Raw genomic sequence first — 14,585 nt, forward strand, 5'->3', positions numbered from 1 at the left:
CGCTCACCCCCCGCCCTCGGCGAGCAGGTCGCGGAGCGCGGCCCGCAGCTCGGGGCTGCGCGCCAGGTGCGCGTCGAGCTGCCGGCCGGCGAGCCACCGCCCGGCCGCCGCCCGCGCCCACGCCTCCAGGGACGGCTCGGCGACGCCGCGCGTGCGCAGCCGCAGCACGACCTCGACCAGGTCGTTGCGCTCCCTGACCTCGCGGCCGAGCACCGGGCCGCGTCCGGTCGGCCCCGCGGTCCACGCCTCGGCGACCCGGGCGCGGACGGGCGGCGGGAGGGCGGCCAGCAGCTCCGCCCGGACCTCCGGCCGCCGCCGGGACAGCCTCCGCACCGCGCCGGCGAACGCCTCGCCGGCGAGCTGCCGGGACGTGCGGCCGGCGTCCGCGATCTCCGCCAGCGCCCGCGCCGCCCGCTCCGGGTCGGCGGTGACGGCGGTCCCGTACGCCTGGACGACGCGGGCGTCCCGCGCGGCCGGGCCGTCCGGCATGACCTCCCGGACCCGTCCGGCCAGCAGCAGCGTCGCCGGGTCCGCCAGGCCCGCGCCGCCGGGGAACGCCAGCCGGGTGAACGTGCGGGACGGCAGCCCGGCCAGCGCGGGATGCGCGCCGTGCGCGTCCAGGAGGTCGGCGCACTCCCCGGCGGACGGCGGCGCGTCCCACACCTCGCGGAGGGCCGCGTCGAGATCGGCGGCGCCGTCCAGCCGCAGCAGTTCGCCCGTGACCGCGATGCGCCGCCCCCGGTGCCGCCGGGCCACGGACGTCAGCACCGCGACCGCGACGCCGGGCACGGCCCTGAGCCGCTCGGCGTGCCGGTACAGCAGGTCGCAGGCGTCCGGTGTGAGCGGCGACGCCCGTCCCGCGGCGAGCCCGGCGACCAGCCCGTCCAGCACCGCGTCCCGCAGCTCCTCGGGGGCGTGCTCGTGCACGGCGAGCGCGAGGCCGAGGCCCATGGACGGGACGCCGGGCACGAGGTCGCGCCACACCCACGCGGGGATGCCGGACCCGTGCCGCGCCAGCAGCTCCGCCGCCGCGCCCTCCTCCCCGGCCGTCACGGTCGCGTCGCCCCGGCACAGCGCGAGCAGCGCGGCGGCGCCCTCCCGCGCGGGGTCGTGCAGCGGCGCCAGCTCGCCGAGGGCGTCGAGGCCGCCGAAGTCGGCGGCGCGCCAGCAGCCGGCGACGGTCCGCGCGAAGCGGCTCGCCCGGCCGCCCGCGCCGTCCGCGCCGCCCTCGCGCAGGTCGAACGCCGGCGCGTGCGGGGCGTGGTGCCGCACGGCGGACCAGACCGCGGGCGTCGTGCCGACGAGGCGCTGCGCGGCGCCGTCCGGGTCGGCGGTGTAGGTGACGAACGACAGCCGCGCCGCCGCCGCGACCGGCAGCGAGTACGACACGACCGCGATCCAGCGCGCGATCAGCTCGACGTCGTCGGCGACCAGCACGACCCGCCCGTGGCCGCGCTCCAGCACGCCGGCGACCGCGTCCACCAGCAGGGCGAGCAGCGCGTACGGGTCGTCCGGGCCGGACGCGGCGAGCCAGGCGGCGAGCGCCTCGGGATCGAGCGCGGCGCCGGGCGCGAGCTCCTCCAGCGGGTCGAGCACGGCGCCGGCGGCGGGCAGCGGCGCCCAGTGCGGGGCCCGCCACAGCTCGGCGGGCCGCAGCCCCTCCAGCTCGTCCGGCTCCGCCACCACCGCGTGCGCGAAGAAGTTGCCGAACCGCCCCGAGTAGTCGCGGCCGAGGTAGCGGCAGCGCAGCAGCAGCGGGCGCCCGTCGACCCGGTCGTAGAGCAGCGACACCGGGAACAGGCCGAGCTCGGAGTCGTCGGGGGACGGCGGCGCGTCCGGCGGCGGCCGGTACGCCAGGTACGGGGTCACGCCCGCCCGGACCCCGTCCGGCAGGCCCGGGGTCTCCGCGACGAACTGGAACCCGGCCCGGCCGGTCGGCCCGCGCCGCGCGGAGGTGTAGTGCAGCTGCCAGGCCACTAGCCGCCCCCCGGGCGGACGCCGTCGAGCATCCCGAACCGGTACAGCAGCCACAGCAGCGGGTCCTCCGCCCGGTACGGCCGGACGCCGCCCGCGCCGACGCGCCCCCGCTCGGGGACGCCGCCGAGCGCCGACAGCCCGAACAGCGCGTGGTCGGCGTACTGCTGGCCGAGGTAGGTGTCGAGCTGCCCCGCCTGCCAGTCGTGCAGCAGCGCCCGGACCTGCTCGTCCACCGCGTCCCTGTCGTCGAGGTCCAGCACGCCCTGCCCGGACCGCGACCGGTGCAGCGCCGACTGCCGCAGCAGCCCCGGCCGCAGCACGTCGATCTTGGTGAGCGCGACCGCGACCGGCACGGGCAGCGGCTCGCCCGGACGGGTCCCGTGCCGCTGCCGCAGCGCCTCGGTCACCCGGGCGATGATGTTGAGCGGCTCGCTGCCCGGGTCCTCCCCGGCGGCGCGCGGCCCGGGGACGGCGTCCCGCACGCCCGTCCGGGCGCCGGGCAGCTCCAGCGGGTCGACCAGGAAGATGATCGCGTCGGCGGCCTCCAGGTACCGCAGGTGCAGGCCGGTGGCCTCGCGGCTGCGCAGGTCCTCGCCCGCCGTGTCGAACAGCACCAGCGCCAGCGACTCGTTGCGGGCACGCGCGAAACGGCCCCGCCGCGTCCGCGTCAGCAGGTACACCAGCGGCTCGCGCGGACCGGTCGCGGCGCTGGCCGTCGTCGGCAGCAGCCGCCGCTCCTCCAGCAGCGGGCGGGCGAAGTCGCGCTTGTAGCGCTCGATGGTGCGGTCGTCGCACGCCACGAGCGAGGCGTCCAGCTCCGTCCCGACCCGGTTCATCAGCTCGTGCAGCAGCACCGCGATGTAGGTGCTCTTGCCCGCGTTCTTCGCCCCGACGAGCGCCACGATGCGCCCCGGCGAGTCGCAGTACGCGGACGGCAGCGGATTGTGGCACTCCGGGCACGCCCGGTTCCCCGTCGGCAGCCCGCACTCGGGGCAGTCGGCCCGCCCCTTCCGCCCGGACGCGGCGAACACCGGCGGCAGCGACGCGCCCGCCGTCGAGCCCGTGTACTCGGCCAGCCGCTCGTCGAGCACCGGCGCGCAGCCCTGCCGCCGACCCGCCTGCCCCCGGCACCGGAACAGCACCCGCTGCGGCGCCACCGACGCGAAGCAGTAGGGGCAGGTGACGCCCTGCCTGGACGGCATCCCGGGAATCGCCATCCGGGCCAGTGGCCGCGTCACCGTGCGACCTGGAGCCGGCGGACGGGCGGGTCGCTCAGCTCGACGCCGTCGTCGTCGGCGAAGCAGCGGAGCCAGTACGGCCCGGACGCGTCCGGGAGGGCCAGGGACAGCTCGCCGGGCACGGGCACCTGCTCCCAGGCGCCGAGCGTGTCGCCGTCGCCGGGGCGGTGCGGCATGACCCGCCCGGCGCGCAGCACCAGCGACAGCCGCGCCACCCGCAGCGGCCGCGGCGAGGTGAGCCGGATCGTCAGCGACCGCCGCCACGGCGGCCCCGACCGCAGCACGTCGTACCGGACGATCGTGCGCGCCGCGACCACGGCGGTCACGGGCTGACCGGTCACCCGCACGCCGCCCACGGTCCCGGCCGCCGCGACCGAGACCTCGACGGAGGCGTCCTCGGGGACGGGCAGCCGGACCCCGCCCTGCGTGTCGTAGGAGGCCCGTGTGACGGCCTGGGCGGAGCGAAGCGGGGGGTGCGGGGGGTCGCCCCCCCACGGGGACGCGGCATCGGTTCTCGGCTCGCCGCCGATCCGGTAGGCGAGGTCGACCTCGGCGACGTCCGCGGGCCAGTCGAACCCGACGTGGACGTACGCGCCGCGCCGCTCGGCGACCAGCCGGCGCGGCGGCGGCAGGTTCACGTGCCGGTGGTAGGCGCCGATCGCGGCGGCGCCCTCCGCGACCGTCACCGCGAGCAGCCACCCGCCGGCCCCCGGCCGCACCTCGATCCCGCCCGGGACCGGTGCGCACGCCAGCCGGCGCGTCTCCCGCCGCACCTCCTCCAGCGGGACGACCGCGCTGCGCGGCCACGGCGGCGGGCCGTCCGACAGCACCAGCTCCACGGCCCCGTGCGCGGGCGGCTCGAACCGGACCCGCACCAGCCCCGGGTCGGACGCGTCGGTCTCCGCGCGGACCTCGTAGACGGGCTCGGGCGGCGCGCTGGGCGTGGCCGACGCCCGCACCCCGTCCGTCATGACCTCCCGCCCGGACGCGTCGAGGTAGACGGCCGAGACCAGGTAGTGGTGGGTGCGCCCGTTCGGCACCGGCTCGCGGAACCCGTCCCGCCCCGCCGCCACGGGCCGCCCGTCCCGCGCGACGACGACCCGCGCCGCCTCGTCGGGACACCGCCACCGCCCGGTGACCTGCCCGTCGCCGGCGACCAGCTCGACGTCGGAGGGCTCCGGCCGCACCACGACGGGCCCCGCCACGGCGGGCGCCGCCGCGCCTTCCCCGCGAACCGCGAACACCGCGTAGTACACCGGCACGTTCACGGGCGGCCGTGCGTCCACCGGCCCCGCGACGGGCTCGCCGTCCCGCACGTCCCGCGGCGCCCGCCCGACCCGCCGCACGAGGTGGTAGCCGATCTCGCCCGCGGGGGACGGCGACCCCTCCCACGACAGCCGCACCGCCGCGCCCTGCCCGCCCGCGCCGGCGGGGTCGACGTCGGCGCGCAGGGACGGGACGGGGCGCGGGGGGAGGCGGCGCCGGTGGGCCTCGGCACCGGGCAGGTCGCGGACGAGGCGGAGCGCGTCGGAGAGGAGGCGGAAGGCGCGGTCCGGGTCGCGTTCGGCGGCGGCGGTCTCACGGAGCCGGAGGGCGGTGTCGAGCCGGTGCCGGGCCTCGGCGGCGAGGAGCTCCTCCTCGGGCGGCTCCCCGTGGCGGGACGGCGGGTGCTCGGGGGACGGGTGCGGGATCTTCGCGGCGTCGGCGGCCTCGGCGGCGGCGTACACGTCGCCCGCGTCGAGGAGGGCGCGCAGCCGGCCCGCGAGGCCGCCGCCCGGCCCGGTCTCGCGGACGATCGCGAAGACCAGTCGGCGGGCGTCGCCCTGCTCGATGCCGAGGTCCTCGATCGCGTGCCGGAGCAGGGCGCGCTCGGACGCGCGCTGCCGGAGGCGCTCGCGCAGCCGGTCGGCCACGTCGAACAGCAGCAGGGCGTGCGGGTCGGCGTCCGAGCGGAGCGCGGCGAGGATCGTGTCGGCATGGGTGGTGCTGGTGTCGCGGCCGCGCCGCGCCCACTCGGCGCCCGCCGCCGCGACGGCGGCCTCGTCCAGGCGCGGGTCGCCGCCGGGCGCGGCGAAGCCGCCGAGGACGCGGATCGGCCCGGTGAGCCGGGGCCCGAACAGGAAGTCGGCGAGGTGCCGCTTGCCGAGGACGTCCAGCGACTCGCGCACCTTCCGGTACGCGGGGTAGGGCGCGGCGGACGGCAGCGGGTCCGGTTCGCGGATCTCGATGCCGTCGGCGGCGGCCAGCCCGGCCAGCTCGGCGCGGGTCACGCCGCCGGTGCGGGCGATGGCCTCGACCTCGGCGGGCGCGGCCGTCCGCAGCACCCCGGCGGCGTCGGCGAGCCGGGCGCGGGCCTGGCCGCGGCGCCGCTCGGTGCGCTCGGCGCCGCCGCGCAGCCGCGCCTCCAGCGGGCGCGGGTCGCCGCGCTCGGCGGCGGCGAACAGCGGCGCCAGCTCGCGGTGCTCGGCCTCCAGCCGGTCGATCAGCTTGCGGTACTTCAGCTGACCGCGGGCCCGCCGCCAGCACTGCCGGACCTCCTTCACCCGCGCCGCGACCGGCTCGGCGGCGAGCGGATCGGGCAGCGCGTAGCGGACGCGCAGGTCCTCGGGAGGCTGGTCGCCCGCGGCACGCGCGGGCTCCAGTACCTCCCGCCGGTAGTCGTCGTCGAACGCCACGGGCGCCTCCAGGGGGTCGGCGGGGCGCTCAGCTCACCTGGACGCGGGAGAGGGCCTTGCGGGAGCGTTCGACCTCTTCCTCGGACATGCCGCCGACGTCCACCTTCAGCTCCAGCCTCTCGCCGGTCTCCTTCTCCACGGCCGTGACGTTCAGCAGCCCGGACGAGTCGAGCGCGAACGTGACGCCGATCGGCCAGCCCGCCTTCTTGCCCGGCGGGACGCGGATCTCCCCGGTCGCGATCTCGGTGTTGTCGATCAGGTCGCCGGACTCCACGACCCCCGCCTGCTCCATGACCCGGATGTCGGCGGAGGTCTGGTCGTCGTAGACGGTGAAGAAGTCCTCGGTCTTCGCCGCGGGCAGCTCGTCGTTGGCGTGCACGAGGTGCGCGACGTTCTCCGCGCCGGTCTCCCGGTCGACCACGACGATCCCGAAGGCGTGCGAGGCGACCGTCTTGATCTGCCGCCCGGCGATCTGCTTCTGCTGCTCGGCGGACAGGCCCGCGCGGACCGCCATCTCCTCGGCGCGCTCGGCGGCGCCCTCCCGGACGAGCCGCCGGTAGGTCTCCTCGAACGCGTACAGCGCCGCGCCCTTCGCGACCGCGAGGTCGGGGTCCTGGAGGCGGGGGGTGAGGCCCAGCTCGGTCGCCAGCCGCGCCGCGACCACCGGCATCTTCGTGGACCCGCCGACGAGGACGAGGTCGTCGTAGTCGTCGACGCCCTTCTCGGCGGCGGTCGACAGCGTCCGGCCGGTGATCTCCACGGTGCGGTCGAGGAGGTCCTTGGTCAGCTCCTCCAGCTTCTCCCGCGTCACCTCGACCGCCGCGACCCGGCCGCCGTGCATCACCCGCACGGTGTGGGTCGTACGGGTGGTGAGGGCCTTCTTGGCGTCCTCGGCGTCGCGGCGGAGCTGCTGCTCGGTCTGCTTGTCGTCGAGCGGGTCGCCCGCGCCGGGGTGCTCCTCACGGAACCGCTCGGCGAGGTGCTCCACGAGCCGCGCGTCCCAGTCGGCGCCGCCGAGCTCGTGGTCGCCGTCGGTGCACACGACCTCGATGTGGCCTTCGCGCAGCGCGATGACGGTGGTGTCGAACGTCCCGCCGCCGAGGTCGTACACCAGGATCGTGCGGTCGCCGTCGGGGTTCAGCACCCCGTAGGTGATCGCGGCGGCGATCGGCTCGGACACGATGTCGATGACGTTCAGCCCGGCGATCCGCCCCGCCTTGCGGGTCGCGTCGCGCTCGGCGGCGCCGAAGTAGGCCGGGACGGTGATGACGACGTCGCGGGCGTCCTCGCCGGTGGTGGTGCGCGCGTCCGTCGCGAGCTTCAGCAGGACGAACGCCGAGATCTCCTCCGGCGTGAAGTCGATGCCGTGGATGGGCCGCGTCACGTCCCGGCCCATGTCGCGCTTGATCAGGCTGACGACGTTGTCGGGCTCCAGCACCGCGGTGTCCTTGGCGGTGGCGCCGACGACGACGTTCTCGCCGCTCTCGAAGAAGACGACGGACGGCGTGGTGTCGGTGCCCTCCAGGTTCCGCAGGACCGCGGGCCGCCCTACATCGTCGATGGAGGCAATGCAGGAGTACGTGGTTCCGAGGTCGATCCCGTAGACAGCCATGTCCCTCTCACCTGTCGGTCCCGAGTCCAGAATTCATCGTCTCGCCGCGTTCCGCCCCGCCGCGGCGACTTGGGGCGGCTTTGACCGCGGCCCCGTCGAGCTTGCCGACGCTCACCGCCGCCTTGCGCAGCACCTTGCCGCTCTGCTCGAACCCGTCGGACTGGACGGCGGTGACGGTGCCGTCCGCCAGCGGGTCGGCGACGGGCGTGACCGCGACCGGGCGGTGCCGGGCCGCGTCGTACGGCGCGCCGGGCTCGACCGTGAAGCGCTCGACCCCGAGCCGCGCCAGCGCGTCGGCGACGTCGTCGGCGAGCGCCGCCAGCAGCAGCGCCGTCTGCCGGGGCTCGGGCGGTTCGGCGAGGTCGGGCGCGGCGAGCCGGTCGGACTCGCGCCTCGCCTGGTCGTGCAGCCGGTACAGCGCGGTGCGGACGGGTTCGAGCATGCCCTGCAGCTCGCCGCGCCGCAGCCGCTGGTTCTCCTCGTGCAGCCGGTCGATGACGGCCTCGCGGTGCACCGCCCGCTCGTGCTCGCGGTCCAGCCGCGCCGCCAGCCCGGCGAGGGCCTCCCGGACGTCCGCGCGGAACGCCGCGCCGTCCGCCTCGTCCCCGGCGGAGGCGGGCTCCGGCACGGCTCCGGAGTCCTCGTTGACTGGGGGTTCCCCGTCCCTCGACACGTGCGGTTACCTTAATGCTGGACGGCAGGCGGACGACAGGCCCTGATGATGACCTTGTCTGGACTCTAGTTTGACCCGTACCCGTCATTCCAGCACCGACATGTGCCTCCGATTTCTCCGAACGACACGGAGGGGTAACACCGGGGAAACGGGCGTCGCCGAAGCTGGGGGCCTCGCCCGGACGTACCGGCGCGGAACTGGAGGTGCCCATGTTGCTGCGGATACGGGTCCGGCTGCCGGACCGCCCCGGGTCGCTCGGGCAGGTGGCCCGCACCCTCGGCGCGGCGGGCGCCGACGTCGTGCAGATGGCGGTGCTGGAGCGCGGCGACGGCCGGGCGATGGACGACTTCACGGTCGCGTGGCCCGCCGGTGCGGGCATCGAGCGGCTGATGCGGGGCCTCGGCTCGGTCCAGGGGGTGGACGTCGTCGGCATCTGGCCGACCCAGGAGCCGCAGGGCGCGTTCCCGGACGCGGCCGTGATCGGGCAGGTCGGGGCCGTCCCCGAGCGCGGCATGGAGATCCTCGCCGACGCCGTCCCGGCCCTGCTGAGCGCCGACTGGGCGGGCCTCGCCGAACCGGCGGGCGACGACGCCGCGATCCTCGTGCACGCCAGCGTCGGCGGCGTGTCGGGCGCGGACCTGCCGGGCCTGGAGCCGCTGCGGCCCCGCGCCTTCACCGCGCCGGACGGCACCCAGTACGCGGTCTGCCCGCTCGCCCTGGGCGCCGTCGCGCTGGTCGCCGCCCGGACGGGCGCGCCGCCGTTCCACCGGACGGAGGTCTTCCGCCTGGAGCAGCTCGCGGGCGCCGCCGACGCCGTCCTGTACGGGGCGCCGGTCGCGCGGATCGGGTTCTGACCTGGTCTTCCCGGTGAACGCGTCCTAGAGTCGCATTCCAGGACCCTGCCGCGTTCCAGGAGGTGGCCGATGGCCGCACTGCTCCGCCCGTACGCCGACGCCAAGCCGGACGAGCCCGCCATCACCGACGAACGCGGCAGTACCTCGTGGCGGGAGCTGGACGCGCGGACCGGCCGGCTGGCGAACGCGCTGCGCGGGCTGGGCCTCGGCACCGGCGACGCGATCGCGATCCACTCCGGCAACCGGCGCGAGTACTTCGAGCTGATGTGCGCCGCCGGCCACATCGGGCTCCGCTACGTGATGGTCAACTGGCACTGGACGGCCGACGAGCTGCGCTACGTCCTGACCGACGCGGGCGCGCGGGCGCTGTTCTCCGAGGACGCCTTCGGCGATGCCGCGCGCGAGGCGTCCGAGGGCCTCGGCCTGGACGCCCGCGTGGCCTTCGGCGACGCCGTCGAGGGCTTCACCCCGTACGAGGAGTTCCTCGCGGCCGGCGCCGGGGAGGAGATCGCCGACCCGCTGATGGGCTTCCCGATGTTCTACACCTCGGGCACCACCGGGCGGCCGAAGGGCGTCAGCCGCACGCAGCTGGCCGCGGGCGCGCTGATCGAGACGGCGAGCCTGATCGGCGACGTGTTCGCCGAGGTGCTGCGGATCCCCGCGGACGGCCGGTCGCTGCTCGTCGGCCCCGTCTACCACTCGGCGCAGTGGCTGTGGTCGCTGGTGTTCCTGCTCCGCGGCCGGTCGGTGGTGATGCGGCGCGACTTCGACCCGGCCGCGGCGCTGCGGCTCATCGACGAGCACGCGATCACGAACGTCCACCTCGTCCCGACCCAGTTCGTCCGGCTGCTGCGGCTGGACGAGGAGGCGCGCGCGGCGTTCGACGGGTCCAGCCTCGCGGCCGTGTGGCACGGCGCCGCACCCTGCCCGCCCGAGGTCAAGCGGCGGATGATCGACTGGTTCGGGCCCGTCGTGCACGAGTACTACGGCTCCACCGAGGCGTCGGTGAACAGCGTCATCACCGCCGAGGAGTGGCTGAAGAAGCCGGGCAGCGTCGGCCTGCCGCTGCCCACCACCGAGGTCCACATCCTGCGCGAGGACGGCGAGCCGGCCGCCGCCGGCGAGCGCGGCCAGATCTTCTTCCGGTACACGAGCGGCGACGACGTCGTCTACTGGGGCGACGAGGAGAAGACCCGCTCGGTGCACCGCGCGGACGGCCTGTTCACCACCGGCGACGTCGGCCACCTGGACGAGGACGGCTACCTGTTCCTGTCCGACCGCGTCATCGACATGATCATCAGCGGCGGGGTGAACATCTACCCGGCGGAGATCGAGGGCGTGCTGATCACCCATCCGGCCGTCCGGGACGTCGCGGTGTTCGGCGTCCCGGACGAGGAGTTCGGCGAGCAGGTGAAGGCGGCCGTGGAGCTCAGCGAGGGCGCCGAGCCGTCCGACGCCCTCGCCGCCGAGCTGATCGGGCACGTCCGCGCGTCGCTCGCCGGGTACAAGGCCCCGCGCTCGGTCGACTTCGTCGAGCGCATGCCGAGGACGCCGACCGGCAAGCTCTACAAGCGCCTGCTGCGCGACCCCTACTGGGAGGGGCGCAAGCAGCGGATCTGACTCACGCCAGCAGCGCGAGGACGGCGTCCAGGCCGGTCAGGCACGCGTCGGAGCCGAGGCCCTGCGCGACGGTCGCCGCCGCCGCGGTGCCCCAGCGGGCCGCCTCCAGGACGTCCCGGCCGTGCGCGAGCCCGGTGATGAACCCGGCGCAGTACGCGTCGCCGCAGCCCGTCGTGTCGACGACCTCGACCGGCAGGGCGGGCAGCCGGTGGACGCCCCCGTCCGTCGCGACGAGGCTGCCGTCCGCGCCGAGCGTGACGACCACGGTGCTCGGGCCGCGGTCGAGCAGCGCCCGCGCGGCCTTCTCCGGGTCGCTCTCCCCGGTCATCGCCGCGGCCTGCTCCTCGTTCGGCAGGACGTGGTCGACGTGCGGCAGGAAGGCGGCGGCGCCCGCCAGCAGGTCGGGCATGTTGGACAGCAGGTCCATGGTGACGACCGTGCCCGTCCGGCGGGCGGCGGCGAGCATCTCGAAGAACGCCGGGTCGTTGAGCCCGAACGTGACGTCGGGCCCGCCGAGGTGGACCACGCCCGCCGCGCTGAGCAGGCCGGGCCCCACCGCGCCCGCGGTCAGCGTCAGGTTGGCGCCCGGGACGTGGAAGCTCGGCCGCCCGCCGTCCGGCCGGATCGGCAGGACGGAGGCGCTCGTCTGGTCGGCGGTCCGGCGGACGAGGCCGGTCGCGTCCACTCCGTTCCGGGTCATGATCGCGACGAGCAGGTCGCCGAGGTCGTCGTCGCCGATCGCGCCGACCGAGATGACGTCGTTGCCGAGCCGGGCGAGCGCCACCGCGGTCCCGGCGGCGGCGCCGGCGGCGGTCACCCGGATCTGCTCCACGACGACGGTGTCCTGCCCGTCCGGGATGCCCTCGACGGGCCGGGCGAGCACGTCCAGGATGTGCGCGCCGAGAGTGACAACGGTCATGACGGGCCCCTTAATGATCGTCAGGGCCGTAGCGTACGCGGTGGAGAGCGCAGAACGTGAGAGGTATTCGCAATGTTGTTGAAGGACGAACGGCATGAGCTGTGCGCCATCGGCCGGCGGCTGGCCGGGACCGGTCTGGTGACCGGTGCGTCGGGCAACATCAGCGTCCGGCTGGGCGACCTGGTCGCGGTCACGCCCGGCGGCATGATGCTCGACCGGATGGAGCCCGCCGACTGCCCGGTGGTGAACCTCTCCTCGCAGCTCGTCGAGGGCGAGCGGGCGCCGTCGTCCGAGACGCCCATGCACCTGGCCCTCTACGACGCGACCCCGGCGGCGGCGATCGTCCACACGCACTCGACCTACGGCGCCGTCGTGGCCACGACCATGTCCGAGCTGCCGCCGATCCACTACAACACCCTGCTCCTCGGCGGCGTGGTGAAGGTCGCCGAGTACGCCACCTACGGGACGCCGGAGCTGGCGGAGAACGTCCGGCGGGCGATGGAGGGCGGCAAGCGCGCCGCGCTGATGGCCAACCACGGCGGCGTGGCGATCGGCCGCGACCTGGACGAGGCGTTCGAGAACGCGCGCCTGCTCGAATGGCTCTGCGGCGTGTACGTGCGCGCCCGGATGATCGGCGAGCCGCGCGTCCTGACCGACGACGAGCTGGCGGCGGTGGTGGAGCGCGGCCTCGCCCCGCCCGCGTTCCCGCGTGTGTAACCTAACGCTTGCTAGGTTGACTCCGGGAGGCCCGCTTTGCCCTTCGTCCTGATCGACAAGCCGCGCCCGCACCTCACCCTCATCACGCTCAACCGGCCCGAGCGCATGAACGCGATGGCCTTCGACGTGATGGTCCCGTTCCGCGAGGCGCTCGAACGGGTGAGCCTCGACAACGACACCCGCGCCGTCGTCGTCACCGGCGCCGGGCGCGGCTTCTGCTCCGGCGCGGACCTGGAGAACCCCGGTGACATCCCCGGCATCGACGGGCTGACGCTCCCGACCATCGCGCTCCGCTCGATGGAGCTGCTCGACGACGTGATCCGCGCGATGCGCCGCGTCCACCAGCCGGTCATCGCGGCGGTCAACGGCCCCGCGATCGGCGGCGGGCTCTGCCTGTCCCTGGCCGCCGACATCCGGCTCGGCTCCGACACCGCCCTGTTCCGCGCCGCCGGCATCAACAACGGCCTCACCGCGAGCGAGCTCGGCCTCAGCTACCTGCTGCCGCGCGCGATCGGCGCGTCCCGCGCCTTCGAGCTGATGCTGTCCGGACGGGACGTGGACGCCGCCGAGGCCGAGCGCATCGGCCTGCTCTCCCGCGTCGTCCCCGGCGACAAGCTCCTCGACTCCTGCTACGACCTCGCCGAGCGCATCGCCGGGTTCAGCCGCCCCGGCGTCGAGCTGACGAAGCGGATGCTGTGGTCCAGCCTGGACGCCGCGAGCCTCGACGCGCACATGGGCCAGGAGGGCCTCGCCCAGCTCTACGTCCGCCTCACCACGCAGAACTTCGAAGAGGCGATCAGGGCGCGCAAGCAGCACCGCCCGCCGGACTTCACGGACTGAACCGTGGCAGGGTGAGGGGGTGCCGAAGCTCTCACCGGACGACGCGCGCCGCCTCCTGGCGTCGGTCCCGATCGTGCGCCTGGCGACCGTGGGGGAGGACGGGCGGCCGCACCTCGTCCCGGTGACGTTCGCCGTCCACCGGGGCAGCGTCTACACGGCCGTCGACCACAAGCCGAAGAGCACCCGCGACCTGCGGCGGCTGGCGAACGTCCGCGCCAACCCCCGCGTCGCGCTGCTCGCCGACCACTACGAGGACGACTGGTCGCGCCTGTGGTGGGTCCGGGTGGACGGCCGCGCCCAGGTCGTGGAGGAGGCTTCGCGGATGGCCGGGCCCGTCCGCCTCCTCGCCGACCGCTACGCCCAGTACCGCGACCGCCCGCCCGAGGGGCCGGTCATGGCGATCACCATCGACTCCTGGACGGGCTGGTCGGCGTCCTAGCGGGCTCAGTCCCAGGCCCCGCCGATCTTCGCCAGGTCAGCGGCGTACTCGATGCGGGTGCGCCACTCGTCCGGCCAGGCGTCCATGCCGAGGCGGGCGCCGGCGAACGCGCCGGCCAGGCATGCGATCGAGTCGGAGTCGCCGGAGCTGGCGGCGCCGCGCCGGATCGCCTCGACCGGCTCGTCCGGGAACAGCAGGAAGCACAGCAGGCCCGTGGCGATGGCCTCCTCGGCGATCCACCCGGCGCCGGTGATCTCGCAGGGGTCGGACTCCCGGTCGCCGCGCCGGAGGGCCTCGTCCAGGCGGTCGAGGACGGCCAGGCACTCGTCCCAGCCGCGCGCGATGAACGTCTCCGGTGAGTCCGTGCCGGGCCGCTGCCACAGCTCGCCGAGCCAGCGCTCGTGGTAAGCGGTGCGCTGGTCGTGGCAGCGGGCGCGGAGCGCCTCGGGCAGGTCGGACGGGTCCATGCCGTCGGCCAGCCACCGGACGGCGAACGCGGTCAGCTCGCTGGCGGCGAGCCCGGTCGGGTGCCCGTGGGTGAGGGCCGCCTGGAGCTGGGACGCGCCCGCCCGCGTCTCGTCCGTCAGTCCGGGCGCGAGGCCGACCGGCGCGACGCGCATGTTGGCGCCGCAGCCCTTGGAGTCCGCCACGGTCGCCTTCACCCAGGGGCGTCCGGCCTCCAGGCCCCGGCACGCGCGCAGGCACGTGTTGCCCGGCGCCCGGTTGTTGTCGGGGCTGTTGAGCCAGTCGACGAAGCGCCGGCGCCACATCGGCGTGATCAGGTCCGGGGTGAAGGGCGGGTTCGCGAGGGCGTCCAGGAGCGCGAGGCCGACCGCGATCGCCATCTGCGTGTCGTCGGTGACCAGCGCCGGATCGCCGGTGGGCTCCGCGGGCCCGCGCTCGCCGAAGCGCTTCCGGATCTGCTTCATGCCGAGGAACTCGGTCGGCGCCCCCAGGGAGTCGCCGTACGCCAGCCCGAACATCGTCCCGCTCGCCCGTTTCATACCGGGCATTCTCCCTC

Annotated in this window: 12 protein-coding genes; 5 read left to right on the plus strand and 7 right to left on the minus strand. The window is 75.8% G+C overall.

All coding sequences use genetic code 11. The features are described from left to right. Positions 1-3: 3 nt before the first annotated feature. Genes ABFX46_RS15800 through grpE form a run of 5 tightly spaced genes read right to left on the minus strand, consistent with a single transcriptional unit; the run spans position 4 to position 8,130 of the window. A complete protein-coding gene (locus ABFX46_RS15800; protein WP_346042882.1) occupies positions 4-1,977 on the minus strand; it encodes a GAP1-N2 domain-containing protein in 1,974 nt (657 codons plus the stop codon). Continuing rightward, positions 1,977-3,194 (minus strand): TRAFAC clade GTPase domain-containing protein, encoded by a 1,218-nt coding sequence (locus ABFX46_RS15805; RefSeq protein WP_346042883.1) that lies wholly within the window; start codon positions 3,192-3,194, stop codon positions 1,977-1,979. The genes ABFX46_RS15800 and ABFX46_RS15805 overlap by 1 nt, the downstream gene beginning before the upstream one ends. Before the next feature lie 17 nt (positions 3,195-3,211). Next, complete coding sequence (locus tag ABFX46_RS15810) at positions 3,212-5,890, minus strand: SaeA-related protein (protein WP_346042884.1); 2,679 nt, start codon at positions 5,888-5,890, stop codon at positions 3,212-3,214. A gap of 28 nt (positions 5,891-5,918) precedes the next feature. After that, positions 5,919-7,502, minus strand: a complete 1,584-nt coding sequence (locus ABFX46_RS15815; protein ID WP_346042885.1) for an Hsp70 family protein — start codon at positions 7,500-7,502, stop codon at positions 5,919-5,921. 7 nt (positions 7,503-7,509) lie between these two features. Beyond that, positions 7,510-8,130, minus strand: coding sequence for a nucleotide exchange factor GrpE (gene grpE, locus ABFX46_RS15820; RefSeq protein WP_346042886.1), 621 nt, complete (start codon positions 8,128-8,130; stop codon positions 7,510-7,512). Positions 8,131-8,384: 254 nt separating this feature from the next. On the opposite strand from grpE, the gene ABFX46_RS15825 reads away from it, so the two are divergent. Together ABFX46_RS15825 and ABFX46_RS15830 are read left to right on the plus strand one after the other, a co-directional pair. Beyond that, on the plus strand, positions 8,385-9,029 hold the full coding sequence (locus ABFX46_RS15825; protein ID WP_346042888.1) for an ACT domain-containing protein: 645 nt from the start codon (positions 8,385-8,387) through the stop codon (positions 9,027-9,029). A gap of 69 nt (positions 9,030-9,098) precedes the next feature. Continuing rightward, positions 9,099-10,649 (plus strand): AMP-binding protein, encoded by a 1,551-nt coding sequence (locus ABFX46_RS15830; protein ID WP_346042890.1) that lies wholly within the window; start codon positions 9,099-9,101, stop codon positions 10,647-10,649. A gap of 1 nt (position 10,650) precedes the next feature. Here ABFX46_RS15830 and ABFX46_RS15835 read toward each other — a convergent pair whose 3' ends face one another. Continuing rightward, positions 10,651-11,568 (minus strand): carbohydrate kinase family protein, encoded by a 918-nt coding sequence (locus ABFX46_RS15835; RefSeq protein ID WP_346042891.1) that lies wholly within the window; start codon positions 11,566-11,568, stop codon positions 10,651-10,653. 72 nt (positions 11,569-11,640) lie between these two features. On the opposite strand from ABFX46_RS15835, the gene ABFX46_RS15840 reads away from it, so the two are divergent. From ABFX46_RS15840 to ABFX46_RS15850, 3 genes are read left to right on the plus strand one after another with little or no spacing between them, the layout of a single operon-like run. Further along, the gene (locus ABFX46_RS15840; protein WP_346042893.1) at positions 11,641-12,285 is read left to right on the plus strand and encodes a class II aldolase/adducin family protein; all 645 of its coding nucleotides are present in this window, start codon (positions 11,641-11,643) and stop codon (positions 12,283-12,285) included. Between the two features lie 36 nt (positions 12,286-12,321). Next, a complete protein-coding gene (locus ABFX46_RS15845) occupies positions 12,322-13,125 on the plus strand; it encodes an enoyl-CoA hydratase (RefSeq protein WP_346042895.1) in 804 nt (267 codons plus the stop codon). A gap of 19 nt (positions 13,126-13,144) precedes the next feature. After that, positions 13,145-13,564: a TIGR03668 family PPOX class F420-dependent oxidoreductase gene (locus ABFX46_RS15850; RefSeq protein ID WP_346042897.1), complete on the plus strand. Its 420-nt coding sequence runs from the start codon at positions 13,145-13,147 to the stop codon at positions 13,562-13,564. Positions 13,565-13,569: 5 nt separating this feature from the next. On the opposite strand, the gene ABFX46_RS15855 is transcribed toward ABFX46_RS15850, so the two are convergent. Further along, positions 13,570-14,568: an ADP-ribosylglycohydrolase family protein gene (locus ABFX46_RS15855; protein WP_346042898.1), complete on the minus strand. Its 999-nt coding sequence runs from the start codon at positions 14,566-14,568 to the stop codon at positions 13,570-13,572. Positions 14,569-14,585 lie beyond the last annotated feature (17 nt).

Source organism: Actinomadura chokoriensis, from assembly GCF_039529475.1.
In the GTDB taxonomy this organism is placed as follows: domain Bacteria; phylum Actinomycetota; class Actinomycetes; order Streptosporangiales; family Streptosporangiaceae; genus Spirillospora; species Spirillospora bangladeshensis.

What these genes read in the sequence shown, in the direction of transcription:
- ABFX46_RS15805 (WP_346042883.1), bottom strand. Translation starts at nt 3,194, where the DNA reads ATGGCGATTCCCGGGATGCCGTCCAGGCAGGGCGTCACCTGCCCCTAC.
- ABFX46_RS15815 (WP_346042885.1), bottom strand. Translation starts at nt 7,502, where the DNA reads ATGGCTGTCTACGGGATCGACCTCGGAACCACGTACTCCTGCATTGCC.
- ABFX46_RS15825 (WP_346042888.1), top strand. Translation starts at nt 8,385, where the DNA reads ATGTTGCTGCGGATACGGGTCCGGCTGCCGGACCGCCCCGGGTCGCTC.
- ABFX46_RS15830 (WP_346042890.1), top strand. Translation starts at nt 9,099, where the DNA reads ATGGCCGCACTGCTCCGCCCGTACGCCGACGCCAAGCCGGACGAGCCC.
- ABFX46_RS15835 (WP_346042891.1), bottom strand. Translation starts at nt 11,568, where the DNA reads ATGACCGTTGTCACTCTCGGCGCGCACATCCTGGACGTGCTCGCCCGG.
- ABFX46_RS15840 (WP_346042893.1), top strand. Translation starts at nt 11,641, where the DNA reads ATGTTGTTGAAGGACGAACGGCATGAGCTGTGCGCCATCGGCCGGCGG.
- ABFX46_RS15855 (WP_346042898.1), bottom strand. Translation starts at nt 14,568, where the DNA reads ATGAAACGGGCGAGCGGGACGATGTTCGGGCTGGCGTACGGCGACTCC.